18 protein-coding genes are annotated in these 24,980 nt (G+C 48.2%); 12 read left to right on the top strand and 6 right to left on the bottom strand.

What is annotated here, in order from left to right:
* Nucleotides 1-26 precede the first annotated feature (26 nt).
* The 12 genes from GWC95_RS07010 to GWC95_RS06955 all read left to right on the top strand — a co-directional run bounded on the left by GWC95_RS07010 (nt 27) and on the right by GWC95_RS06955 (nt 18,662).
* Entirely contained in the window at nt 27-1,103 is a 1,077-nt protein-coding gene (locus GWC95_RS07010) for a glycoside hydrolase 5 family protein (RefSeq protein ID WP_161817976.1), read from the top strand.
* Between the two features lie 62 nt (nt 1,104-1,165).
* Nucleotides 1,166-3,535, top strand: a complete 2,370-nt coding sequence (locus tag GWC95_RS07005) for an alpha-L-rhamnosidase-related protein (protein ID WP_161817975.1) — start codon at nt 1,166-1,168, stop codon at nt 3,533-3,535.
* Between the two features lie 282 nt (nt 3,536-3,817).
* On the top strand, nt 3,818-4,585 hold the full coding sequence (locus GWC95_RS07000; protein WP_161817974.1) for a phosphoadenylyl-sulfate reductase: 768 nt from the start codon (nt 3,818-3,820) through the stop codon (nt 4,583-4,585).
* Entirely contained in the window at nt 4,557-5,465 is a 909-nt protein-coding gene (cysD, locus tag GWC95_RS06995; RefSeq protein WP_161817973.1) for a sulfate adenylyltransferase subunit CysD, read from the top strand. Before GWC95_RS07000 ends, cysD begins: the two co-directional genes overlap by 29 nt.
* 36 nt (nt 5,466-5,501) lie before the next feature.
* Nucleotides 5,502-6,743, top strand: a complete 1,242-nt coding sequence (locus GWC95_RS06990) for a sulfate adenylyltransferase subunit 1 (protein ID WP_161817972.1) — start codon at nt 5,502-5,504, stop codon at nt 6,741-6,743.
* An 18-nt stretch (nt 6,744-6,761) separates the two neighbouring features.
* Complete coding sequence (cobA, locus tag GWC95_RS06985) at nt 6,762-7,616, top strand: uroporphyrinogen-III C-methyltransferase (RefSeq protein WP_161817971.1); 855 nt, start codon at nt 6,762-6,764, stop codon at nt 7,614-7,616.
* The gene (locus GWC95_RS06980) at nt 7,600-9,285 is read left to right on the top strand and encodes a diflavin oxidoreductase (protein WP_161817970.1); all 1,686 of its coding nucleotides are present in this window, start codon (nt 7,600-7,602) and stop codon (nt 9,283-9,285) included. Before cobA ends, GWC95_RS06980 begins: the two co-directional genes overlap by 17 nt.
* A 78-nt stretch (nt 9,286-9,363) precedes the next feature.
* On the top strand, nt 9,364-11,022 hold the full coding sequence (locus GWC95_RS06975; protein WP_161817969.1) for an NADPH-dependent assimilatory sulfite reductase hemoprotein subunit: 1,659 nt from the start codon (nt 9,364-9,366) through the stop codon (nt 11,020-11,022).
* A gap of 332 nt (nt 11,023-11,354) precedes the next feature.
* A complete protein-coding gene (locus GWC95_RS06970; RefSeq protein WP_161817968.1) occupies nt 11,355-14,279 on the top strand; it encodes a TonB-dependent receptor domain-containing protein in 2,925 nt (974 codons plus the stop codon).
* Between the two features lie 10 nt (nt 14,280-14,289).
* A complete protein-coding gene (locus GWC95_RS06965) occupies nt 14,290-15,033 on the top strand; it encodes a DUF2490 domain-containing protein (RefSeq protein ID WP_161817967.1) in 744 nt (247 codons plus the stop codon).
* Between the two features lie 98 nt (nt 15,034-15,131).
* Nucleotides 15,132-16,673 (top strand): TSUP family transporter, encoded by a 1,542-nt coding sequence (locus tag GWC95_RS06960; RefSeq protein ID WP_161817966.1) that lies wholly within the window; start codon nt 15,132-15,134, stop codon nt 16,671-16,673.
* A gap of 39 nt (nt 16,674-16,712) precedes the next feature.
* On the top strand, nt 16,713-18,662 hold the full coding sequence (locus GWC95_RS06955; protein ID WP_161817965.1) for a heparinase II/III domain-containing protein: 1,950 nt from the start codon (nt 16,713-16,715) through the stop codon (nt 18,660-18,662).
* Between the two features lie 44 nt (nt 18,663-18,706).
* Here GWC95_RS06955 and GWC95_RS06950 read toward each other — a convergent pair whose 3' ends face one another.
* From GWC95_RS06950 to GWC95_RS06925, 6 genes are all read right to left on the bottom strand, one after another.
* Nucleotides 18,707-19,240, bottom strand: coding sequence for a hypothetical protein (locus tag GWC95_RS06950; RefSeq protein WP_161817964.1), 534 nt, complete (start codon nt 19,238-19,240; stop codon nt 18,707-18,709).
* 48 nt (nt 19,241-19,288) lie between these two features.
* On the bottom strand, nt 19,289-20,689 hold the full coding sequence (locus GWC95_RS06945) for a hypothetical protein (protein ID WP_161817963.1): 1,401 nt from the start codon (nt 20,687-20,689) through the stop codon (nt 19,289-19,291).
* 514 nt (nt 20,690-21,203) lie between these two features.
* Nucleotides 21,204-22,028 carry a glycoside hydrolase family 16 protein gene (locus tag GWC95_RS06940; protein WP_161817962.1) on the bottom strand — a complete coding sequence of 275 codons (825 nt, stop codon included), beginning with the start codon at nt 22,026-22,028 and terminating at the stop codon, nt 21,204-21,206.
* A 27-nt stretch (nt 22,029-22,055) separates the two neighbouring features.
* Entirely contained in the window at nt 22,056-23,093 is a 1,038-nt protein-coding gene (locus tag GWC95_RS06935; protein ID WP_161817961.1) for a hypothetical protein, read from the bottom strand.
* 76 nt (nt 23,094-23,169) lie between these two features.
* Nucleotides 23,170-24,276: a hypothetical protein gene (locus tag GWC95_RS06930; protein ID WP_161817960.1), complete on the bottom strand. Its 1,107-nt coding sequence runs from the start codon at nt 24,274-24,276 to the stop codon at nt 23,170-23,172.
* A gap of 69 nt (nt 24,277-24,345) precedes the next feature.
* Nucleotides 24,346-24,855 carry a ferritin gene (locus tag GWC95_RS06925; RefSeq protein ID WP_161817959.1) on the bottom strand — a complete coding sequence of 170 codons (510 nt, stop codon included), beginning with the start codon at nt 24,853-24,855 and terminating at the stop codon, nt 24,346-24,348.
* Between the last annotated feature and the right edge of the window lie 125 nt (nt 24,856-24,980).

Below are 24,980 nucleotides of genomic sequence, written 5' to 3'. Positions count from 1 at the left end.
CCTATTCATCAATCTATAAACATCACATGAAAACAAAAGTTCTTTCCAGCCTCTTCCTGTTGTTGCTAAGCGTACTCTCTGTGCAATCGCAGACACAAACGATCGCCCCTGTTGCGCCTGTGTGGCCGATAGAGAAGGCCAATGCTTGGTACGCCAATCACAAATGGTTAACGGGTGCAGACTATATCCCGGCCAATGCGATCAACCAGCTCGAAATGTGGCAGGCAGAAACATTTGATCCGGCAACCATAGACAAAGAACTGGGCTGGGCAGAAGGCATCGGTTTCAATACGATGCGCGTGTTCCTTCACAGCGTTGCATACAAACACGACCCGGAAGGATTTAAAAAAAGAGTGGACCAGTTCCTCGGCATTGCAGCGAAACACAAGATCGAGCCGATGTTTGTTTTCTTCGACGACTGCTGGAACAAGGAATCAAAACCAGGCAAACAACCCGAACCCAAAACAGGCATACACAATTCGGGCTGGCTGCAGGATCCGGGACAACCCGCTTCCAGCGACCCGAGAAATTTTCCTGAACTCGAACGCTATGTGAAAGACGTGATGAAACATTTTGCACACGATAAACGCATACTGCTCTGGGACCTCTACAACGAACCTGGCAACAGCGGCAAAAAAGATTCTTCATTGCCCCTGCTCAGGAAAGTGGTGGAATGGGCGCGCTCAACAGGCGTTGACCAGCCGATCAGCATTGGTTTGTGGGATTGGAGCTTTGAAAAATTAAACGCGTTCCAGGCGCTCAATTCAGACATCATCACGTATCACAATTACGATGAGCCCGATAAGCACCTGCGCGTGATCCAGCTGCTCAAGGCATTCGGCCGCCCGTTGATCTGCACGGAATACATGGCACGCATCCGCAACAGCCGCTTTTCAAATATCCTTCCCTTGTTGAAAAAAGAAAATGTGGGAGCGATCAACTGGGGATTTGTTGCAGGGAAAACCAACACCATCTATGCATGGGATACACCACTCAAAGACGGATCACAACCCATCGAATGGTTCCACGATATTTTTCATTCGGATGGAAAAGCATACAGGCAGGATGAAGTGGACCTGATCAGGAAAATGAACAAACAATAATATCCGGCGATCGTAAATTTTTGAGTAATACGCCGTCTTTGTTTCACTGATAAGTTTTTTGTATGAAGCTGATTTCATCGGTTGTTCTGCTGTTTGTTTCGGTTTGTTCGTTTGCACAGGATGTAAAGAAAATCAATCCTGCATTGCTCAACGATTACTGGAACGCATCGTGGGTTACGTGTCCTGATGTGGCCCCGCGCGATTACGGCGTATACCATTTCAGGAAGAACCTGAAGCTTGCGGAAAAACCCGCATCCTTTATCGTTCATGTGTCTGCCGATAACCGCTACCGCCTGTTCGTTAACGGCGCTGCCGTTTGCAGTGGGCCCGCGCGCGGCGACCTGTACAACTGGTATTTTGAAACGATCGATATCGCTCCTTACCTGAAAGCCGGCGACAACACGATCGCCGCACTGGTATGGAACATGGGCGTATATGCACCGGTGGCGCAGGTAACCAACCAGACAGGATTCGTGTTACAGGGAAACACCAGCGCAGAACATGCGGCCAATACAAATGACTCCTGGAAAGTATTTCACGATACGGCTTACAAACCCTGCTCAACAGACAACGGCGCACGGCTGCGGACGTACATGGTGATTGGTCCCGGCGATGAAGTAAATGCCGCAGCCTATCCATGGGGATGGGAGCAACCCGGATACGCCGATACGATGTGGGCGAAGGCCAAACGCATCGCGAGCCCGGTGCCATCGGGCATCGGTTCAGACAATCTCTGGACACTCGAGCCGCGCAACATCCCGTTGATGCGTGAAACGATGCAACGCATTTCAAACGTGCGCCGTGCAACAGGCATCGCAGTGTCGAATGAACTTTTAGACGGGAAACACGCCCTTACCATCCCGGCAGACACAACCGTATCGATCCTGCTCGACCAAAGCTTCAACACGGTTGCATACCCCGAGTTTGTGATCAGCAAAGGGAAAGGCGCAAATGTGAAAATAACATACGCGGAAGCCCTTTTTGCGAAAGACGGATCGAAGGGGAACAGGAACATCGTCAACGACAAGGAGATCAAAGGCAACTACGATGTTTTTCTGCCGGATGGCCAGGAGAAACGGCATTTCCGCCCGTTGTGGCAGCGCACCTACCGTTTCATACAACTCGATATCAAAACGGGAAAAGAACCTTTGGTGATCGATGATGTTTTTGGATATACGAATGGTTACCCGTTTGAAGCAAAAGCATCTTTCACGAGCAACGACGAATCGCTGCAGGATATATGGGATATTGGCTGGCGTACCGCGTTGTTGTGTGCAGGTGAAACTTATTTCGATTGCCCGTATTACGAGCAATTACAGTACGAAGGCGATACACGCATCCAATCGCTGATCTCTTTATACGTAACCGGCGATGACCGTTTGATGCGCAAAGCGATCCTTGATTTTTATCATTCACGTGTACCTGAAGGGTTAACACAGGGGCGTTACCCCAGCAGCAGGCTGCAGGTGATACCGCCGTTTTCATTGTTCTGGGTGTCGATGCTGCACGATTACTGGATGCACCGCAAGGACCAGCAGTTTGTTTCCGAGATGCTGATCCCTGTAATGGGTGTGCTGGATTGGTTTGAAAAACACATCGACAAAAAAAGGAACATGCTGGGCCCGATGAAGTGGTGGAGTTTTGTAGACTGGAACAAGGCATTTCCCGGAGGTACGCCGGATGGCGCTATGGATGGCAATTCGGCCATCATCACACTTCAGTATGTAAACACATTGCAACAGGCCGCTGAATTGTTTTCGTTTTTCGGGAGAACAAACGATGCACTGCATTACAAACAACTGGCGGATCAGTTGAGCAGGTCCACCTATGCACAGTGCTTTGATGTGAAGAAAGGTGTGATGGCAAATACGCCTTTGAAAAAAACATTCAGTCAGCATGCAAGCATCCTCGCCGTGCTCACTGGCGCCGTTCCGCAGGCGGAAACAAAAAATCTGATGAATAAAATACTGTACGATACCTCGCTCAGCCAGGCAACCTTTTACTATCGTTTTTACCTGAACCGTGCGTTGAAGAAAGCGGGTATGGCAGACTTATATTATTCACAACTCACCCCATGGAGAGGAATGATCGCAAACGGATTAACCACATTCGCAGAAGAACCCGACCCGACACGCTCAGATTGCCATGCCTGGAGCTCCAGCCCTAATTATGATTTCCTCGCAACCATATGTGGGATCGTTCCAGCATCGCCGGGGTTCTCAACCGTACGTATAGAACCGGCGTTGGGAGAACTAAAAGAAGCAAAAGGTAATATGCCACATCCCGACGGTGAGATCAAAGTTGCGCTGACAAGGAAAGGGAAAGACGGCATAGAAGCAGAGATCTCATTGCCGGCAAAACTGAAAGGGGATTTTATCTGGAAAGGAAAGGCCGTAAAACTAAACGGCGGCTTGCAAAAGATCTCCCTGTAGCAATGGTTGTTCTGCATGGTTGAATGGCTAATGGCCGTTAGTTACACGCGTACGCGGGGGATACCGCCAAAATATGATCCGGACTGTTATACCAGTCATACAAAAAACCCACAAAAAAAACGCGAAAATAATTGTCTATTGAAAAAGTAGACTATATTTGTTTTAATCTATCATTTAAGTAGACTGATATTCATGCGTAGCACGTTCACTATATCAAAGAAGACCTGTTGTTGGTAATACAATACCCGACCGGTCTCAATATACCTCTCACAACATGCCACCATGGAAGCATCAGCACAATCGATAAACACCTTAGCAGCACAGATAGATTCGCTTACGATCAGCGAATCGCTCAGGCGTTTGACCGAAGCATTCCCTGGTAAGGTAACTTTTTCAACCAGTTTCAGTTTTGAGGACCAGTTGATCACGCACGAGATCCTCCACAATGCACTGCCCATCCACGTTTTCACCCTCGATACCGGGCGTTTGTTTGCAGAAACCTATTCTGTTTGGAACAGTACCAATACGCGTTACGGTTCGAATGTGAAAGCCTATTATCCAGACCGGTTGGCGCTCGAAACCTATGTTGAACACAACGGGCCGAATGCATTTTACGAATCTGTGGAACTGCGTAAACAATGTTGCCACATAAGAAAAGTGGAGCCCCTGAAACGCGCGCTGGCAGGGAACGCAGTGTGGATAACGGGTTTGCGCGCTGAACATTCCGCCGCAAGAAACGACCTGCGGTTGCTGGAGTGGGATGCGGCCAATGCGATCATTAAATACAATCCCCTCTTGCATTGGACCACGGCCCAGGTACGGGAATACATCGATCACCATAACATTCCTTACAACCCGCTGCACGACCGCGGCTTTGTGAGCATCGGATGTGCCCCCTGTACGAGGGCGGTAAAGAACGGCGAAGATTTCAGGGCGGGGCGCTGGTGGTGGGAAGACAACAGCAAGAAGGAATGCGGGTTGCACGAAAAACAGATTGATCATGCATTTATAAATAACAAAGATGTCGAAATACAGGCTGGATCATCTTGATCAACTCGAGTCGGAAGCGATCCATATCATGCGGGAGGTTGCAGGGCAGTTTGAAAAACCTGCTTTGCTGTTCAGTGGTGGCAAGGATTCCATTACGCTGGTTCATCTTGCGCTCAAAGCGTTCAGGCCCGGTAAATTTCCTTTTCCACTGGTGCATATCGATACAGGGCACAACTTTCGTGAGGCAATTGATTTCAGGGATGCACTAGCCGCGGAGATCGGCGAAAAACTGATCGTGCGCAAAGTGGAAGATACCATCAAACAACAAAACCTTTCGGAACCCAGGGGCAAATTCGCGAGCCGCAATGCACTTCAGACCTTCACTTTGCTCGACGCGATCAACGAATTCAAGTTCGACGCCTGTATTGGCGGCGCAAGGCGCGACGAAGAAAAGGCAAGAGCGAAGGAAAGGATCTTTTCCGTACGCGACGAGTTTGGCCAATGGGATCCCAAGCTGCAACGCCCTGAACTGTGGAACACTTACAACGGCAGGATTCACAAAGGTGAAAACGTGCGCGTGTTCCCGATCAGCAACTGGACAGAACTGGATATCTGGAACTACATCAAAAGAGAGAACATTCCACTTCCATCCATCTATTTCGCACACGACCGTGAAGTGCTTGAACACGAAGGACAGCTTGTTGCCGTGTCGGAATTCATCAGGCTGGATGAAACAGATACAACGAGCACCCGGAGAGTGAGGTACAGAACCGTAGGCGATATGACCTGCACCGCCGCAGTAGAATCGTCTGCTTCAACCATCGACGATATCATCGCCGAGATCATCGCCACCAAAACCAGCGAACGGGGCGAAACCCGGATCGATGATAAAGTATCGGAAGCGGCCATGGAAGACAGGAAGAAGAGCGGGTATTTTTAAATCAATTGTCAACCAGCGATCAATAAAAAAACACCAATGGACATACTAAGATTCATCACCGCAGGAAGCGTAGACGATGGGAAGAGCACGTTGATCGGGCGGTTGCTGTACGACAGCAAATCGATCATGATCGACCAGCTCGAAGCGATAGGAAGGCAGACGAAGAACAGGGAGGACGGCGGGATAGACCTCGCTTTGCTTACAGACGGCCTGCGCGCCGAAAGAGAGCAGGGCATTACGATCGATGTGGCGTATAAATATTTTTCAACGCCGAAAAGAAAATTCATCATCGCTGATGCGCCCGGGCATATACAGTACACACGCAACATGGTAACAGGCGCATCCAATGCAAACCTGGTGATCATTTTGATCGATGCAAGACAGGGTGTGATCGAACAAACAAGAAGACATTCCATTATCGCTTCTTTGTTGAACATTCCGCATGTTGTTGTGGCGGTGAATAAGATGGATATGGTGGATCATTCGCAGGATACCTACAACAATATAGTGATCGATTATGCGAATGTAGCGGACACGCTTGGTTTGAGAAACGTAACCTATATCCCGATCAGCGCATTGAATGGCGACAATATTGTTGACCGCTCGGCGAACATGCCCTGGTATGAAGGAGACACATTGCTGCACCTGCTCGAAACCGTAGAAATCGCGACAGATATAGACCTGGAACATGCCAGGTTTCCCGTTCAGTATGTGATCAGGCCGCAGTCAGATGACCTGCACGACTACCGCGGTTATGCAGGGAAACTCAACAGCGGCATTTTCAGGAAAGGTGATAGAGTTACGGTGCTCCCATCGGGTGTTCAAACCTCTGTTGCAAAAATAGAAACGGGAGGAAAGGAGATCGAACTTGCATTCGCTCCGCAAAGCGTTGTGCTTCATCTTGCAGATGATGTGGATGTAAGCCGTGGCGACCTGATCGTTCCTTCAAATGACCTTCCCCAAACAACCACGGAGCTCGATGTTTTGCTTTGCTGGATGGGGAGCAAACCATTAACAGAAGGGAACCGTTATCTGCTCCAGCTCAACAGCCGTGTAGTGAAAACAGTGGTGAAAGAGATCCGGTACAGGCTCGATGTAAACGCATTGCAACAACAGGCTTCGCCAGGATCGGTTGGTTTGAACGAGATCGTGCGTGCTTCCATCAAAACAGCAACGCCTGTTTCGTATGATGCTTATAAGGACCTGCGGGCAAACGGAGGCGCGATCCTGATCGATGAAACAAGCAACGTAACCGTTGGCGCCTGTATGATCCAGTAACAATTTTACAACGAATACATGAACAACAAAACGCAAACAGGGAAAGTGATCCTCGCCGGCGCCGGTCCGGGAGACCCCGATCTTGTTACGGTAAAAACCGCGAATTATTTGCAGCAGGCAGATGTTGTATTAACAGACAGGCTTGTGAGCAAAGTAATTCTGAAGCGTTATGTACGCCCGTCTGCAGAAATCATTGAAGTGGGCAAGCAATGCAGGAGAGGCGTTTCAACACCCCAGCAAACGATCAATGAACTATTGGTAGCGTATGCATTGCAGGGCAAGTTTGTTGTTCGTTTAAAAGGCGGCGACGTTTCTTTTTTTTCAAATGTGCTGGATGAATTGCAGGCATTGCAATCGAACGGCATCCCGTACGAGATCGTACCGGGTATTACCGCTGCTTCAGGCGCTGCGGCATATGCAGGCATTCCCCTTACGGGCCGCGATCATGCAACGGCGGTTCGCTTTCTCACTTACTATAAATCAAGCGTGGTAAGCGATGCCTATTGGAAAGAACTGGCGGAAACGGATGATACCCTCGTGTTTTATATGTCGTCCGAAACGATCGATGCATTGATCGATAGACTGATCATACACCGGATCTCACCCGATAAAAAGCTGGCTGTGATCGAGCAGGCCACCACCACTTACCAGCAGGTGTATGTTTCGGATATCTATGCATACAAAGAGACTTTAAAGGGACAATCTTTTCTTTCACCATCGTTGATCGTGATCGGCAAAGTGGTGAACCTGCAGGAGAAATACGGTTGGTTTGCGGGCAACGGGCTAAGAGAATATTATTTCAAACCATTGACCAGTGCGGTAAAATCAATCGCACCGGGCGCATCAATCGCAGGGTATGTTGGACGCGCATAAACAAAAGAACATAGAACAACTGGTGGCCGGCGCGTCCAAAGATGAGCTGATCTGGATGAACGGCTATATCTCTGCCCTTATCAATGCCCTGCCACAAACCCAGGCACCCACGGCGGCGCCGAAGAAGATCACATTGGTGTATGGAACGGAAACGGGCAATTCAAAACGTGTGGCCACTGATCTTGCGGCCAGGGCCAGGAAAAACAACATCGCGGTTAAGCTGGCCAGTCTTGACCAATACCGCCTCACCGATATTACGCGGGAAGAAAAATTGTTCGTGGTGATCAGCACACAGGGCGATGGAGAACCCCCGGTTGCCGCGCAGAAGTTTTACGATCACATACACCGCAACGGATTTCGCCTGGATCAATTGCAATACAGCGTGCTCGCCCTGGGCGATACGTCTTATCCCTTATTCTGCAAAACCGGAGACGATGTTGATGCGCAACTCGAGAAGCTCGGCGGTAAACGCATCGTTCCGATCCGCCGCTGCGATGTTGATTTTGAAAGGGATGCAGACGCATGGTTTGCAGATGTATTGCGCGCTGTTGAACAATCGGCGGGCATTGTTCCCGCGGTACTTAAAGTTGAAGCAAAGGTTGAGCGAACGGCCAGGAAAATACATACCGGTGTGGTGGCTTCCCATACCAACCTGAACGATATAGGATCGGAAAAAGAAACCTACCACATCGAATTGATCGCAGACGAAGTGGACTACCTGCCGGGCGACTCGGTTGGCATTGTTCCCGGGAATGAGATCCGTCTTGTGAACGAGATCATTTCATTGACGGGGATCGATGCAGGGAAAACCGTTTCTTTCAAAGAGAATACCTATACGGTTTTTGAACTGCTGCAAAAAAAAGTATCGATCGTTCACCTGCACGAACGCGTGGTGAAAAAATATGCAGCGCTTTCAGGGCAGGAAATACCGGAAGTAAAAATGGACCTGTTGCGGTTGCTGCAACTCTATCCCCTTCAATCACCCGCGCAGTTTGAAGAGCTGATCGCGTTGCTGCCGGCGCAGTCGCCAAGGATCTATACGATCGCTTCATCACCCGCTGCGCACAGTGGAGAGATCCATCTCACGGTTGAGAAAGACAGGTTCGAATGCAATGGAGAAAAAGGGTCCGGTCTGTGCTCTTCTTACCTGGGTTTGTTGAAGAATGAGGACAGAATAGATTTTTTTGTCCAGAAAAACAAAAGGTTCCGTCTTCCCGAAAATGACCGCGACATAATAATGGTGGGCCCCGGCACAGGCATTGCGGCGTTCCGTTCTTTTTTGAGTGAACGTGCTGCCGTTGGTGCTACCGGTAAAAACTGGTTGTTCTTTGGTGAGGATCATTTTGTCTCGGATTTTCTTTACCAGACGGAAATACAGGATTGGCACAGCACCGGCGTTCTTACGAAGGTGTCGCTTGCATTCGCAAAGGACCAGGATGAAGAAGTATTTGTGAACCAGAAATTGATTGCCGAAGGAAGGGAAGTGTTTGGGTGGCTGCAGTCGGGCGCATATTTATATGTGTGTGGACAAAAAGCGCCCATGAGTGTTGAGGTGGAAAATGCCTTGCTTGAAATATTTCAGCAACATGGATCATTGAGTGAAGCAGAAGCAGTAAAATATTTTGAGAAACTCAAAGAAGAAGGGCGGTACGCAAAAGATGTTTACTAGGATGATGGTTGCGATAATAAAACAGGAAAGATCATCAAGAAATTAACCGCCGAAACAAAACGGTAAATCATACAGAACATGCCTGATAAATCCCCGATAGAAAAGATCAAAGAAAACAGCGAGCACCTGCGTGGTACGTTGAAGGAAAGCCTGCGGGATGAACTGACGGGCGCCATCCGCGAAGACGACCAGGCGGTGATCAAGTTTCATGGCATGTACCAGCAGGACGACCGCGACAGGCGCGAGGAACGGGCCGCGAAAAAGCTTGAGCGCCTGTACTCATTTATGATCCGCCTGCGTTTGCCAGGTGGTTTTTTAACGCCGGAGCAATGGATCGCTGTGTATGAAGTTGCCGGCGCCCATTCAACAGGCGTGATCAAAATTACTTCGCGGCAAACTTTGCAACTGCACGGTATCATCAAGTCTGCTGTCAAACCAACGATCAGCTCGTTCAACGAGGCAAAACTCGATTCGATTGCCACCTGCGGAGACATCAACAGGAACGTATTGTGCAGTTCGCATCCCAAACAATCTCCTTTGCATGCAACGGTTTTTGCGTACGCCGATAAGATCAGCCAATTGCTCATGCCCAAAACAAAAGCGTATTACGAGATCTGGCTGGACGAAGAGGTTTTGGTTGATAAGAAAAAAGAGGAAGACCCATTGTACCAGGACCGTTATCTCCCCCGTAAATTCAAGATCGCGATCGCCGTTCCTCCAAACAATGACGTGGATGTTTTTGCAAACGATATCGGTTTGATCTCGGTGATAGAGGATGGCGCCTTAAAAGGATTCAATATAGCGATCGGTGGAGGTTTGTCGAGCACGCATGGAAACCCCGAAACCTATCCGCGCCTTGCAAGCATGATCGGTTTCGTAGATACCGAAGAAAAATTATTAAAGGCCGTTTACGAGATCGCAACCATACAGCGGGATTACGGCAACCGCAACGACCGGAAACTTGCGCGTTTGAAATACACGGTTGACAAGTTTGGATTGGATTGGTACAAAAAAGAACTCGAAGTAAGAACAGGGTTCGCACTTCAACCCGCAAAAGAATATGTTTTCAACAGCCGGAAAGATTTTTTTGGATGGGAGCAGAACGATGAGGGTCTTTGGTATTACACTGCGTTTGTAGAGAACGGCAGGATCTGTGATGATGAATCGACTCAGCTTAAATCGGCGCTGCTCGCCATTGCAAAAACGGGTAGGGCAAATTTCCGGTTCACCTGCAACCAGAATGTGATCATCAGTGATGTAACGCCAGCGGACAAACACCTGATCGACGGGATCATTGTATCGTTTGGTGTTGGTGCGCATACTGAACAGACTTCAGTGGTCCGCAGGAATTCGATGGCATGCGTTGCCTTGCCTACCTGCCCGCTTGCGCTGGCGGAGGCGCAGCGTTACCTGCCTTCGCTGATCGATAAGATTGAAACGCTGCTGGATAAACATAGGCTGAAAGAAGAAGAGATCATCATCCGCATGACCGGCTGCCCCAACGGCTGCGCCCGGTCATATGCAGCGGAGATCGGTTTTGTAGGAACGGCGCCGGGTAAATACAATATGCACCTGGGCGGCGACCGGATAGGGGAGCGGCTCAATAAAATTTACAAGGAAAACATTGGTGAGGAAGAAATATTGCGCACACTGGATCATTTGTTTGGTGAATACGCTGCAGGAAAAAATGACAAAGAAACATTTGGCGATTTTGCATTGCGTATGCAGGTGGTCTAACGTACTGTTGTTTTGTGAATGATCGTAAAACGGATCTGCCTTACAGCAGGTCCGTTTTTTTTGACTGGCCAATTCTATCGCTGTGAAAGAATATCTTATAGAGACGAAAAATATTTTTATAAAAGTCTACTAAATTAGTAGGATTATAATATCTTCGTCACCTAACCAACAATCACCTTATGATCAGGAATTCAAAAAGACGATGTTGTGCTTTTTCTGCTGGTAATTAGAACCCGTTTTCCCACTTAAAATTTATTTCACTATCGCATCGATAGTTCACATAGCCGCCGGGTGCGGCAGGGCATCTTATTGCCCGGTAAACCAGGATTAACATGAATCGCATAGTTGTATTATTGTTTTTATTTGTGCCGGCCGTCGCGCAGTCGCAGCTGAATGGCGCGCTTATTTTATCCGGCAAAATTGTTGGTGAGAACCATGAGGGACTTCCCGCTGTAAGTGTTGCCGTGAAGAATACCACTAAGGGAACAACGACCGATTCAGCGGGGTCGTTTTCTTTGATCATCAACCAGAAATTACCTTTTACATTGGTGATCAGCTCCATTGGTTTTGCAACGCAGGAGGTGGTTGTGAAAAATACGAGCGGCCATCTTACCATTCAACTGGCAACGCAAACTTACATTGCCAACGAGGTGGTGGTAACGGCAAGCCGTACACCGGAAAAAATACTCCGTTCCCCGGTTGCCGTCGAAAAACTTGACCTGCGGGCCTTAAAAGAGACGCCTGCCGCCAGTTTTTACGATGCATTGGGCAATGTGAAGGGAGTACAGCTCACAACATCGTCCATCACTTTCAAAGTGCCGAACACACGCGGGTTCAACATACCAAATAATTTTCGGTTTATGCAGTTGGTAGATGGCATTGACATGCAGGCGGCCACGCTGGGTGTACCATTGGGCAATGCGATAGGGCCTACTGAACTCGACATCCAGAGTATCGAGATCACACCCGGTGCGGCTTCTGCTTTGTATGGGATGAATGCGATCAACGGGATGGCCAACCTCATCACTAAAAACCCATTCAATGCCCAGGGCCTGAGTGTGTTTCACCGCGCGGGTATAAATCATGTTGATGGCAAGGATCAGCCGGCGAGCTTCTTAACAGAGACGGCGATCCGGTATGCAAAAGCATTTGGCAACAGGTTTGCATTCAAGATCAATGCAAGCTATATGCGCGGTACGGATTGGGTGTCTGATACAAGAACCGATCAGAACCCGAACAGCCGCATCACTGCGAACCCCGCGTATCCCTCGCTTAACGGCAACAACAATATTGCCTTTGACGGATGGAACAAGTATGGAGACGATGCGCTGGCAGGCAGCAATACGGTTTCGATCACGGGCCTTACCATCGACGGGCAGGCCGATAAAACCTTGACCGTTGCACGCACCGGTTATTGGGAAAAGGACCTCGTTGATCCGAAGGTAGACAATCTAAAATTTGATGCGGCGCTGCATTACCGCTTCACGCCTTCAACAGAGCTGTCATACTCGTACCGCATCGGGAAAATGGATGGTGTGTTTCAGCGGGGCAACAAAGTGAAGCTGGATAATGTGGTTGTGCAGAATCACCAGCTCGAATTAAAAGGCAAGAACTTCACGCTGAAAGCGTATACCTCCAATGAAAATACCGGCGACTCATACAATGTGAAACCCCTTGCAGACAACCTGGACCTATACACCGGCGGAAGCGCCAATGCATGGGCGGCGAAATACAAAACCGCTTTGCAGAATTATGCAGGCACGCATGGCGGGAACCTCACCTCGGCCAATCTTGCAGATGCAACGGCGTATGCGCGGCAGCAGGCCGATCTCGGCCGTGTGGAGCCCGGCACAGAACGGTTCTACCGGGTGAAGGATTCCATCATTAAAATCAACAACTGGGATATCAGGTCGTCTTCTATCCCGAACGCACCTGTTACGGGTGGTGCGGCGCTGGTGCAGAAAAGTAATTTGTACCATGCAGAGGGCCAGTGGGATCTTACACCGTACATAAAAACGGTCAACGTTTTGATCGGTGCAGATGCGCGTGTGTACGAACTCATCCCTGATGGAAATAATTTTGTCGATTTTTCAAGACCCATCGCGGAGCGCAATACGGCTTTGCCGGATGGCAGTTTCGGAAAGAATACCTACTATAAAAAATTTGGCGGCTTTGTACAGGCAACCCGCACTTTTTTCGGCGAAAAGCTAAAGCTGAATGCATCTCTTCGTTTTGATGATAACCCTGAATTCACCACGAAACTCACGCCGCGGCTTGCCATTGTTTACACAGCCGCGGAGAAACACAATTTCCGGTTTACCTATCAACAGGGATACCGGTTTCCCGCGTTGTTCGAGGCATTGTCTTATGTGAACAATGGCAGGGTGAAAAGGGTCGGAATTCTCCCGGTGATCAATGAGGGGCTTGGCTACCGCAACAACAGTTACACGCAGGCATCCGTTGCCGTGTTCAATGCTGCGGTGAAAGCTGCAGGCAACAGCGATGCGGCTGCGCTTGCAAATCGTTCGCTGCTGCAACCAGGCAACCTGCCCGATGGAAAGCCGGAAGGGATCAAGTCTTTCGAAGCCGGGTATAAGACCGTTTTGTTCGACAACAGGTTCATCGTAGACTTTGATGCCTACACCAATATCTACGACGGGTTTTTAGGGCAGGTGCAGGTATATGTTCCCATTGGTGAAACGATCGGTTCCGATGCAGCCGTGATCGCTATGGTTGACCGCAACAGGGATGCCACTACTGCCGCCAATGGAAATGCCGCAAGCAAAGGGCAGGAGCGCTACCGTGTTTATACGAATGCAACAAATACCTATACAACTTACGGTTCATCATTAGGGCTGACCTACCAGTTTTACAAGACCTGGGCCTTGTCTGGCAACATCAACTACAACACCATCAAAGGAAACGCTGCTGCGGATCTTTTTGTGACCGGGTTCAACACACCGGAATGGACAACCAATGTATCTTTTGGCAACCGTGCCGTAACGCGGAGCCTTGGGTTCAATATTGTCTGGAAATGGCAGGACAGCTACCTCTGGGAGAGCCCGCTGGTAACCGGTGGGATCAATGCGATCAATAATATTGACGCACAATTGACACTTCGTTTGCCCGCTTTGAAATCAACCATTAAATTTGGGGGCACAAATATTTTCAACAACCGCCACATACAATACGCCGGCGGGCCAACCTTAGGCGCGTTGTATTATGCGGCGATCACATTAGACGGATTACTGAATTAACCCCCCGACCATGAAACGGATACTGATTTGTATTTTTATTTTTTTAGAAGCCGGAACACTTGGCGCGCAAACAAAGACCACCACCCAGGTAAACCAGGTATGGCTGGGTTATTTTAACCAGACCCGGTTTTCCAAAAGATGGGGAATGTGGGCAGACATACAATTGCGCACCAAGGAAAATTTTTTCGATAACCTATCGCAATCGCTCAACAGGGTGGGACTCACGTATTATCTTACCGATAATACAAAGCTTACACTGGGCTATGCGTTCATCAATCATTTCCCGGGAAACAACCACGCAAATGTTTCGAGGCCGGAGCACCGGATCTGGCAGCAGATCCAGTGGCAGAACAAGTACCCACGTTTGCGGTTGATGCAGTGGTTCAGGCTGGAAGAAAAATTCATGCGCAAGGTGCTCAACAACGATAACCTTGCAGATGGCTATAACTACAGTTGGAAACTGCGCTATAATTTTTTACTCAATACACCACTCGGCCGCAAAGCGTTCACGCCGGGTAGCTTGTCGTTTGTGTTGAACGATGAAGTGCATATCAACTTCGGAAAAGAGATCGTATACAATTATTTTGACCAGAACCGTTTTTTTGTCGGCTTCAATTACCACAACAGCGCCTCGGATAACATCCAGTTTGGGTATATGAACCTGTTTCAACAGCTGGCTGCCGGCAACAGTTACCGCAGCATCCACACGGCGCGGATCGCCTATTTCCATAATCTCGACCTCAGGAAGAAATAGCTCGTCGTCGGGGCCACCGTGTCCTCCGTGAAATCCGTGGCAAAAAATATTCCCAACGAAAAGTCTACTATTTTTGTAGATTTAAGTATTTTGCATCGATGCCCCCACCAATCGACAGTCCACAGATCACAAATGCTGATACAAACCAGCTGTTCCCGGTCTTTCTTAAACTTGAGCAACTTTCCCTGCTGATTGTGGGTGGGGGAAATGTTGCGCATGAAAAGCTGCAGGCGGTATTGAAGAATTCTCCTTCGGCCACAATAAAAATCGTTTCCCCTGAAATTGATGAACGGATCGCAGCGCTTGCCTTGCAATATCCCGGTATCAGGATCGATGTAAAACCTTACGATGCATCCGACCTGCAGGGCGCCGGTCTTGTGATCGTTGCGGTAAACGATGTTGCCTTGAGCGCCGTGATCAGGGAAGAGGCGAACCGTGTTGGTTTACTGGTAAACGTTGCAGACAAACCCGCGCTCTGCGATTTCTATCTTGGCTCGATCGTTCAAAAAGGAAACCTCAAAATTGCGATCTCCACCAATGGTAAATCGCCCACCGTCGCCAAACGCCTGAAGGAAGTGTTGAACGAAATGATCCCTTCTGAAATGGACGAGGTGCTCAACGACATGCAGCAGATCCGCCAACGGCTCAACGGCGATTTCTCCGACAAAGTGAAACAGCTCAACGAACTCACGCGTTTGCTCGTCGCAAAAAAGATATCGCTCCAGGATATTCATCTCCAGCAACCAAAGGAAAAAAAATGGCAGCAGATTGTTAAATGGTGCCTGTTTGGCTTTGTGTTCATGATCATTGGTGGAACGGTGTTTACTTTTTTTCCTGCCGGCGAGATGGTTGATGCGGTAAAAACGATCCCTCAATACATCGATGTTTCTTCCTTTCTCGTAATGCTGCTCACGGGTTTTCTTGCGCAGATGGTTGATGGCTCCCTCGGCATGGGTTATGGAACGATTTCCACCACGTTCCTGCTCGCCAATGGTGTATCCCCCGCGATCGTGAGCAGCCGCGTTCATTCGGCGCGCGTTTTTTCCAGCGGGGTCTCGGGCTACAGTCACCACCGCTTTGGTAACATCAACAAAAAATTATTCAAAACCCTGGTGGTGCCTGGGATCATCGGTGCCGTTACGGGGGCAACGCTGGCTTATGTTGGACAGAAATACGCAACCTATGTAAGAATTCCATTGTCTGTCTATACCTGTTTTCTCGGCTACTTCATCATAAAAAAAGCGCTGCGTAAAAAGATCGCGAACGATAAGGTAAAGAAAGCAGGTTGGCTCGCCGGTGTTGGCGGTTTTATGGACGCATTTGCCGGTGGTGGCTGGGGTGCGTTGGTTACAGGTACGCTGATCTCTAAAAGAAAAAATCCACGCTATGTGATCGGGTCTGTTTGTCTTGCGGAGTTCTTCGTTGTATTCGCAAGCGCCGTTACGTTTTTCATCCTGCTCAAACACATTCCGGTTGGCGATGTGCTGGGCCTGATCATCGGTGGTGTGATCGCAGGGCCGATCGCCGCCCGGCTGGTTGGAAAGCTCCCGCTTAAAGCAATGTATTATGCAGTGGGTGGTTTTGTGATACTTACGAGCCTGTTCACCTTGTTCAAAGTGCTCAAAGTATTGCTGTACTAAAGGTTTATATTTCTTAAATTGATCCTTTAAACAGGCCACATGAAGAGATCCGTTCTTTTGTACACCATTGTGTTTTTGTTTTTTCAACAGTTTCTTTCCGCACAGGTTGTGCAGCGCGACCTGCTCACTAAAAAATATCCGTACGCCGCTGTTAAACAACTGCTGATCCCGCAGGGCCAATGGAAACCTTTTCCCTTGCAGCCGGATGAGTGGGCGAAGAAAGTTTCCGACAGCGTGCGTGCAGGTATCATCAAACAGGCAGAAGCCATTGCAGGTAAGCCTTTCACCAGCATCCCGGCCACCGTTACCCTTGAATACACACGCAACGGCAACCGCGTTAATTATGAACGTTTGTCGTTCGACAAAAGAAACCGCCTCTTCACACTGGTGCTGGCCGAGTCGATGGAAAACAGGAACAGGTTCACAGACGACATCGTAAATGGCGTTTGGAACATCTGCGAAGAAACCTATTGGGGTGTTACTGCCCACATCGGTGCACAGAAAAAAGGCAGCGGCCTGCCCGATGCTGCCGACCCTACTGTTGATCTCTTCGGCGCAGAGACCGCTGCAGTATTGGCGCTTACGGATTATTTCACCGGCGCCAAACTCGATAAGGTGTCGCCGCGCGTGCGTGAAAGGATCCTCTACGAAGTAAACCATAAGATCCTGGACAGCTATGAAAACGAAACGGCGCGTTATGGCTATTTCGGAAACGGCAAAAGAACGGTCAAAGTAAACAACTGGGATCCATGGGTGGTGAGCAATTGCATGACCGCCTTTTTACTGCTTGAAAAAAATGAGGAGAGAAGGGCAAAGCTCACCACGCATTCCATGAGCCTGCTGGATCTGTACATCAATGGGCTTGGCGACGATGGCGCAACAGACGAGGGGCCTTCTTATTGGTTCGCCGCAGGGCTCGCTTTGTTCGACGGGCTGTCTATGTTGGCTGATGCCACCCACCAGGAAGTATCCATCTTTGATCATCCTCTGATCAAACAACTCGGCTCTTACATCTACCAGACACACATCGACGGGGAATATTTTGTAAATGTTGCAGACGCTTCTCCAAAGATCAAGGCAGATGGCATAGGCATTTACCGTTTCGGAAAAGCAGTGAACAACAAAGCGATGATGGATTTTGGCGCCTGGGCGTTTCATACCATACAGGACAATGCGCCGAAGATCGAATCTTTCTTCAAGCCACGGCAATTGTGGAACCTGGCTTACGCGGCAGAAGTGGCCGCCGCCCCGCAGGATGAAGTGAAGTTGCCATCCGTATACCTGCCCAGCGTTGAGCTGATGACAGCACGTACCGCCAACCACCTTTTTATCGCTTCGCATGGCGGTAACAACGCCGAGAGCCACAACCACAACGATGTTGGCGATTTTATTGTTTACGCCGATGGTGCACCCGTGATCGTTGATGCGGGAAAAGGAACGTATATGGCCATTACCTTTTCGCGCGACAGGTATAAGCTTTGGTACAACACGTCGCCCTACCACAATGTGCCGCTGGTGAACGGTGTTGCCCAGCAGGCCGTAGCTGCGGCGAAAGCGAACAATGTTCAATTCAATTCATCCAACAACGTCACTACGTTTTCAATGGATCTTGACAAGGCATATCCCGATAGCGCGGGCATAAGGGCGTGGAAAAGGTCTATCAGGGTTGATCACCTTGAAAACAACATCGAAGTCAAAGACAAGTACCAGGTCGCAAACGCCGACCGGTTAACACAGACGTTTATGACGGTTTGTTCAACAGACATTACCACACCCGGCAAGATCATCTTTACCACGGAGAAAAATCAGCGCGTGCAACTAAAGTATGATGCAAATGAATGGACGGTAACGAAAGAACAAATGAAACTCACCGAGCCGCACGAGCAACTGCTGAAAGCAAACTGGGATAACAAACCCGTCTGGAGATTGTTGCTTACGAATATCTCGCACAGGAAAGAAGGGCAGTTTGTTTATTTGATCTCAAAATAAGGATGGTTGTTGGTGCCCGCGATGAGTGCTTCTATTCTTAACCGTTATTCCCAGAACTCCCGTTCAAGCGAAGTTATTTTCCATTTGCCCTTGTCCTTTTCCAGTAGCGCGCGTTCGGCTCCTTGTTTTAATTTGTGGAAATAGACAAGGCATTTGTTCCCATCTTTTGTGGTGAGCATAATCAAAAAGTCTATTATTGATGCCCCTGTTAATGATTGTTCCCTTATTTCCAAACTATCTCGTGCGGTTAAGACGTGATTTACATATCTCACATTCGACGCCGCCTTCTCGGATGTATCCAGAAAAGCGCTTTTTCCCAGCAATTTTCTTACAGATATGGTATCAGGGAGATTGAACTCATTTTTTACCAGTTTAATAAATTCGGGTGAAAATTTTAAGACATCGTCAATATGTGTTTGATCAATCGAAGTGTGAATAAATACAGGGTGGTTCCTGCTGTCCTTCGTCAGCAGGCCCTTAATGATAGCTGAACTTAAAGAGTCGTACGATGCCTGGTCTTTGTTGCCATCTGAACAGCCGAACAGGAAAAGTAGTGCTATTAGTATGAAATGTTTCATCGTATTTATTTGAAAGGTACACGAATATTGCCACCCATAGAATTCGGTTTAAAAGCCGCAACCCGATATGGGGGTGCGAGTGCCATGAATACCGTTTAGCACTCTATGCTGACGATTTACTAACTCATAATGTTCTATATAACTTCCCGGCATTACAGACCATGCGCCGGCGAGATCATTTTGGAGCCCACCCCATGCTAGGCCCAAAGCATCCTGTAGGGGTAAATCCGGGAAAAGCGATCTAAGCGCATTCGCCATCATTGGTACAAAGAGGTTTGCCATCGTAACATGCTGATCCGGCGTATATACTAAAGAGGGGTTTGCGATAAGAAAGGCATGTAGAGCTTCGTGCATCATTGTTACAGCAGCATATTCCTGAGAAACATACGGAAGTATCGTCGAGTTCAATGTAATATTCGCGTGCCATGTATAACTTCCGCCCTCTAATATTGGATTAGTCGATCCGTCTATATTCGAGGCTAGCGGAGCTTCCATAAAATTAAGAGCATATTTCGAACCTGGCGCATATGTCGATGCAAGTGTCTTGGTTAGTTCGGTTACATCAGACATAACTGCATTGAGGATCTTTTTCAAACAAGGATCGTTTATATTATTCCATAGGCGAACGATTGGTGTAGGATTTGTTGGGGCTCCACCTCCGGTTTCGCAATTTACTTTGACATAATATTCCCCCGTTCTAATACTGACCGCCAAACTTGGTGGCAAACATTCAGGTGGCGTGGCAGGGCCATTGCCGTCGGGGGTACATTCATACCATGTTGCGATTAATTCCACGTGATTTTCGAATATTTGAAATAATCCCATTAATTCGCAGCTTTCTCCATCACGTTTTACTGGAGTTGGAGTTATGCCGTCTGTTTTTACTGTTGCTTTCTGCGATTTAGCTGGGGCTTGAATAGTCATTGAGTAAACCTTTCCATCAACAAACTCATAGTTATAGCGGAAGATGTTCTTTAATGAATGCGCTGTTATAGCGCCTGTGAAGGCATTCGATGCATCTTTTTTTAGCACTGCATTTTCATAGTAAGCCCTTATTGCTACATACGGTGCGACCTCATTTTGACCGAGTACAGTTTTGTTTATTTTAACAATATTACCACTGTCTATGACCTGCGCTTGTTCATCACAAAACAACTCCAATCCCACGCCGTGTGATCCTAAAGGCAAGTAGATAAGCTGCTTACCATTCGATGCGGTTTGTTGGATCGAACCCTCCCATTTCGCGTACACGAGTATTGAATCTAAAAACTTCTTTTGGCCGGTATTTAAGTGTTCCTTTTGATTTACTAACCATTCCTCAATGACGGAGATTGTAGCGGCTTGGACTTTTGTTATTTCTTCTTTATTGTTGATGATCTTTCTGCACCCATAAAACAAGGGAATGCAGGAGAGTAGTGTAACAAAAACAGTAAATGTTAGTCTTCTCATAGTGCTTTTTTTAGTTTCAGAAAATTAGATTGAAAAAAATAATTTCAATAGGGGCTTTTCCCCTGTTTTTAGAAGTTAAAAAATTCCTTGAGCGCGACTTGCGGGTTGTGGCAAATAGTTAAGTTCGCTATAACTGTAGTTATTCTCGGTATTTCATTTTAAAAAAAATATTCAGGAGATGGATTTAGTGTACCCACATATTTTGGTGACAATTTATGAAAGCAAAAACCTGTCGGATAATTTTGCAAGTTGCCGCATTGCGACGAGAAATTGTAGCTATCGGGGCACAAATAGTTTTTTTTATCCGATAAGTTCTATGAAGTATAAGAAACATTTTCTATCCGATAATCAAATAGTGATCAGGAACGATCGACCTGCTTTGATATGGCGGGGTGGTTAAGCGGGATCAATGATATCATAGCATCTGCTTTCGCTCCCCTTAACTTAGAAGTAAAGGAAATTTCTTAAAAGATATTTCTTTTGAGCAGTTGTAGCTCACTGGCCAACAAAATCATCACGATCTTTTTTGATACACCCTAACATAATCCACTTCCATTCTCCTCGGAAAAGACGTTTTTTCAACACTACCACCGTTATCTCCACCAAGCGCAACATTAAGCAACATATAATGCGGTTGCTTAAACGGGTTGAACCCGCTGCCATCTTTGTTCTCCAGTTTTTCCATCGGAACTTTGTTAAGCAGGACATCGTCAAGGAACAGGGCAATGTATGCTTCGTTCCAATCCATTTTCCAAATATGAAATTGGCTCGACCATTTTTCGCCGCCGAGCGAATCGGTAGAAAAGCGGTTGCTGAACCATTCTGCCCTTTTATCGGGCTCTGCACACGCGATGTTGGCAAGCAGCATGCCACGGTAGTATTCCATAATATCGATCTCGCCGTTGGCGGGCCATCCCTTGCTTACACCGAGCGTCCACCAGGCGGGCCAGACACCCGCGCTGATGTCTATCCGCGCGCGCATTTCAAAGCGGCCGTATTGCCATGACCTCTGTCCCATGGTACGCATACTCGTAGAAGTGTATGTTATCGAAGGGCGGTTTTTTCTCCAGTCGTTGCTGCCTTCCACGTAACCGGGATTGGGTTTGTTCTCTTTTCTGGCTTCAATCACCAGGTTTCCCTTTTCGCACCACGCATTTTCAGGCTGGTAGTATTGCAGTTCATGGTTCCTCACGAATCCATTTTCAAAATTCCAGTTAGTGGGGTCAGGTGCGCCGTCGTTGTTGAACTCATCTGACCAGACAAGGGTATACGCTTCTTTTTTTGAAGAAGAAACATTCAGTAAAAACAAAAGGCAGCAGGAGAGGGTCAATAGTTTCATAAAGCGATCGGTATAAATGAACACGTTTTATTTTATGGTGAAAGGAATGGTATGGTATTCCTGTTGGGAAGGTGTTTTTGTTTTGGTCACATCCCTGTCGAACGGCCGGTTGATGTTATTACCGCAAAGGTCCTCGAGTTTCGATGCGATCACCATGTTGTAATTTCCCGCCACCCATGCCTGCGCAGGCGTGAAGCGCGCACCGCGGTCTTTGTTGACCGCCGTTATTTTTCCTTTGATCCACTCGCCCGACGCATGCCTTATGTAGAGCGCATCGCCGAGTAAAAAATGATCCAGCGGTTTGTCGAACGAGATCCATACCGGTTCCACTGATGCCGCCGCCGGCAGCACCAATTTCCATTGGGAAGGGTCGGGAGAAGTTTCGTTCCTCATAGTGGTAACGAGTGTTCGGCTGAAATCCTTTTCCATTGAACGGCCCTGTGCGGCGGGCCATCTGGCTGATACGGTTATTTTGTATTTGTGATTGGCACGCAGTGGGGTACCCAGTTTTAAATTGGGTTGAAGATCGCGTTTGATCCTCCCGGGGTCGAGCCAGAGTGTGAGAACGGTCCTGTTCTCGCTCCAGAGTTCGGGTTGTAGATCGAGGAACACATCGCGCAGCGTATCGCCTTTTTCATTTGTGATGGAAATACAATCCTTCGATCTTCCTTCGCTCATCGGTTGCGAAAATTCGATATAGGTCTTGAGGAGATTTTCCGGAACCGTATCTACGCCCGGGTAAATGGCTTTCACCACCGGGAGGGGCCCTGTTTCAAAACCGATGTTGAAGGTTCCAATCTTCTTATCATGCGCATACACTTCGTAACTCATGCCGCGTGTAAATGGAATGAGTGGTTCGAATAAAAAAGAACGGTCTTTTAAAGTATAGGTTCCCAGGATGGGTGTTTGGGCAGGGTCTTCAGCAGAAACGAACCGGATCACCTGCGTGATGGAGTCTTTATCGATCCTTCCCACCCAGTTGTAATCGATATCGATGGAAGCAGCTTTGCCATCCTTCCATTCAATCGTCCATCGTGGTTCCTGGTAACAGGTAGTACATCCCATGGAAAGCACCAGTACAAAAACAAAGAGGTTACACCAATGGTATAACCTCTTGCCGGAATATGCTATGCCAAATTGCTTAGAGTGCATTGTTGGCTTGCGTGGTAAGATCTACTGCACCGGTTTCATTTTTCCGGATAATGACTACATGATCTTTATCCAGTTTGTCCATCTGCATTACTTTTGTAAGCGTCGGTATTACATTGAATGTGGTTCCTGCGGTTCCCGCAACTTTTTCAGTCAATGTTCCTTCAAATGCCGCAATGGTTTTGTAGGTTACTTCTGAAACGCCGCGCGCGGTGTTGCCCATGATCAGCACGGTTTCACCGTTTTTGGTAATGGTGGTCATGTCGATCGGTGTATTGCCCGCGCCCATTTCTGCAACGGTCCTTCCTTTCACGTGTGTTCCTGGCTTAAGCTCATCGAGTGGGTAGAGTACAAGCGGTGTGCAGGTATAGCTGGCGATCAGGTAATCTTTTCCATTGATCTTTCCTGTTGTGAAGGTACGGATCGGCGATGTGGTTTCGAAACGGCCGTGCGATGCATGGTACATTTCGAGCGATGCCTGTTCCTGCTTATCCGTAAAAGGGAAAGGAATGCTGCGGAGCGTTGAACTGAATTCTTTGTTTGATAACCCGCTCACCAGCACTTTGCCCTCGTTGAAGCCGAGATCGGAAATGGTAGACACGCGCAGCGGGCGGCCCCTTCCATCCTTAGCATCTTCTGCATAGGCATCGTTGAGTGCAACGCTTGAAAAAGCAACGTCTTTCAGCGATACGGCCGCCAGCTTGTCGCCCTCCACTTTAAGCAACGCGGGCGATCCGTCGCTGCTTTGTACAGCGATGTACAATTTTTTAGACAACGGGTTTACCGCCATGTCTGTGATCGTTATGTTTTCTTTCTGCGTACCCAGGGCCGCAGCGATCTTCTGATCGATATCGCTGATGTTGACCATTGCCGCGGCCGCATTGATTTTGGCATCTTTCGTATCGATCGCAAAAACAGAAGCTGCTTTTGAATCGCCGATGAAGAGGATGCCGTCTTTGCCAAACGACAAAGCGCTGATCGATTTGATATCCGGCGTGCCGAGGGCAAGACCATACGGCAGGGGCTCGACAGGCTTGATCGCTGCCAGCAGGGCGATGCCTGCCAAAAGCATAACGAAGTAGAAATAGTTCTTTTTCATTGTTACTTTTTAAAATGGTTAATGATTTGAATATCTATACGGAATAAAACGGGTCGGGGTTGTTCGCAGTTATCTCTTGCCGCCTTGTTGCCTTGTGCTCATGATGTCCCTGTCGAAAAGATAAAGGCCGCTCTTGTCGTCGCCGATCAGTTCCAGCTTGTCGTTCAGCACCCGGGCGCTTCTTTCTTCTTCTATCTGTTCGCTCACGTACCATTGCAGGAAGTTGTGCGTTGCAAAATCCTTTTCGCGCAGCGCCATGTCTACAAGCTCATTGATGCTGTTGCTTACATGCTGTTCGCCCTTGAGAAAGTCTTCAAACATGTTTTTGAGGCTTTTGAAAGTAAGTACCGGTTGCTCCAGCGTTGGAACCAGCGCAAACCCGCCGCGTTCGTTGATGAAGCGCATCAGCTTGAGCATGTGAACGCGTTCTTCTTCACTCTGCTGGAAAAAATATTCAGCCACATTGTCGAGCCCGGGCTGTATTTCCGCCCAACTGGCCATTGCTAAATAAGTGTGTGACGAAGCCGCCTCGAGCTTAACCTGGTTGTTGAGGGCCTCCTGCATTGATTTGGATAACATGATAGCTGGGTTTAGCTAAAATTACGGAAAATACCCATTGGCCGTAAGACCGTTGCCGGCCCTCACTTACCGTGACCGGCCGGCGCCGGGCTGGCATGATTTTTTCAACCTAAAAGGCTTATCGG

The organism is Sediminibacterium roseum (genome assembly GCF_009939005.1).
Lineage (GTDB): Bacteria > Bacteroidota > Bacteroidia > Chitinophagales > Chitinophagaceae > Sediminibacterium > Sediminibacterium roseum.
This window is presented reverse-complemented; position numbering and strand designations above follow the sequence as displayed.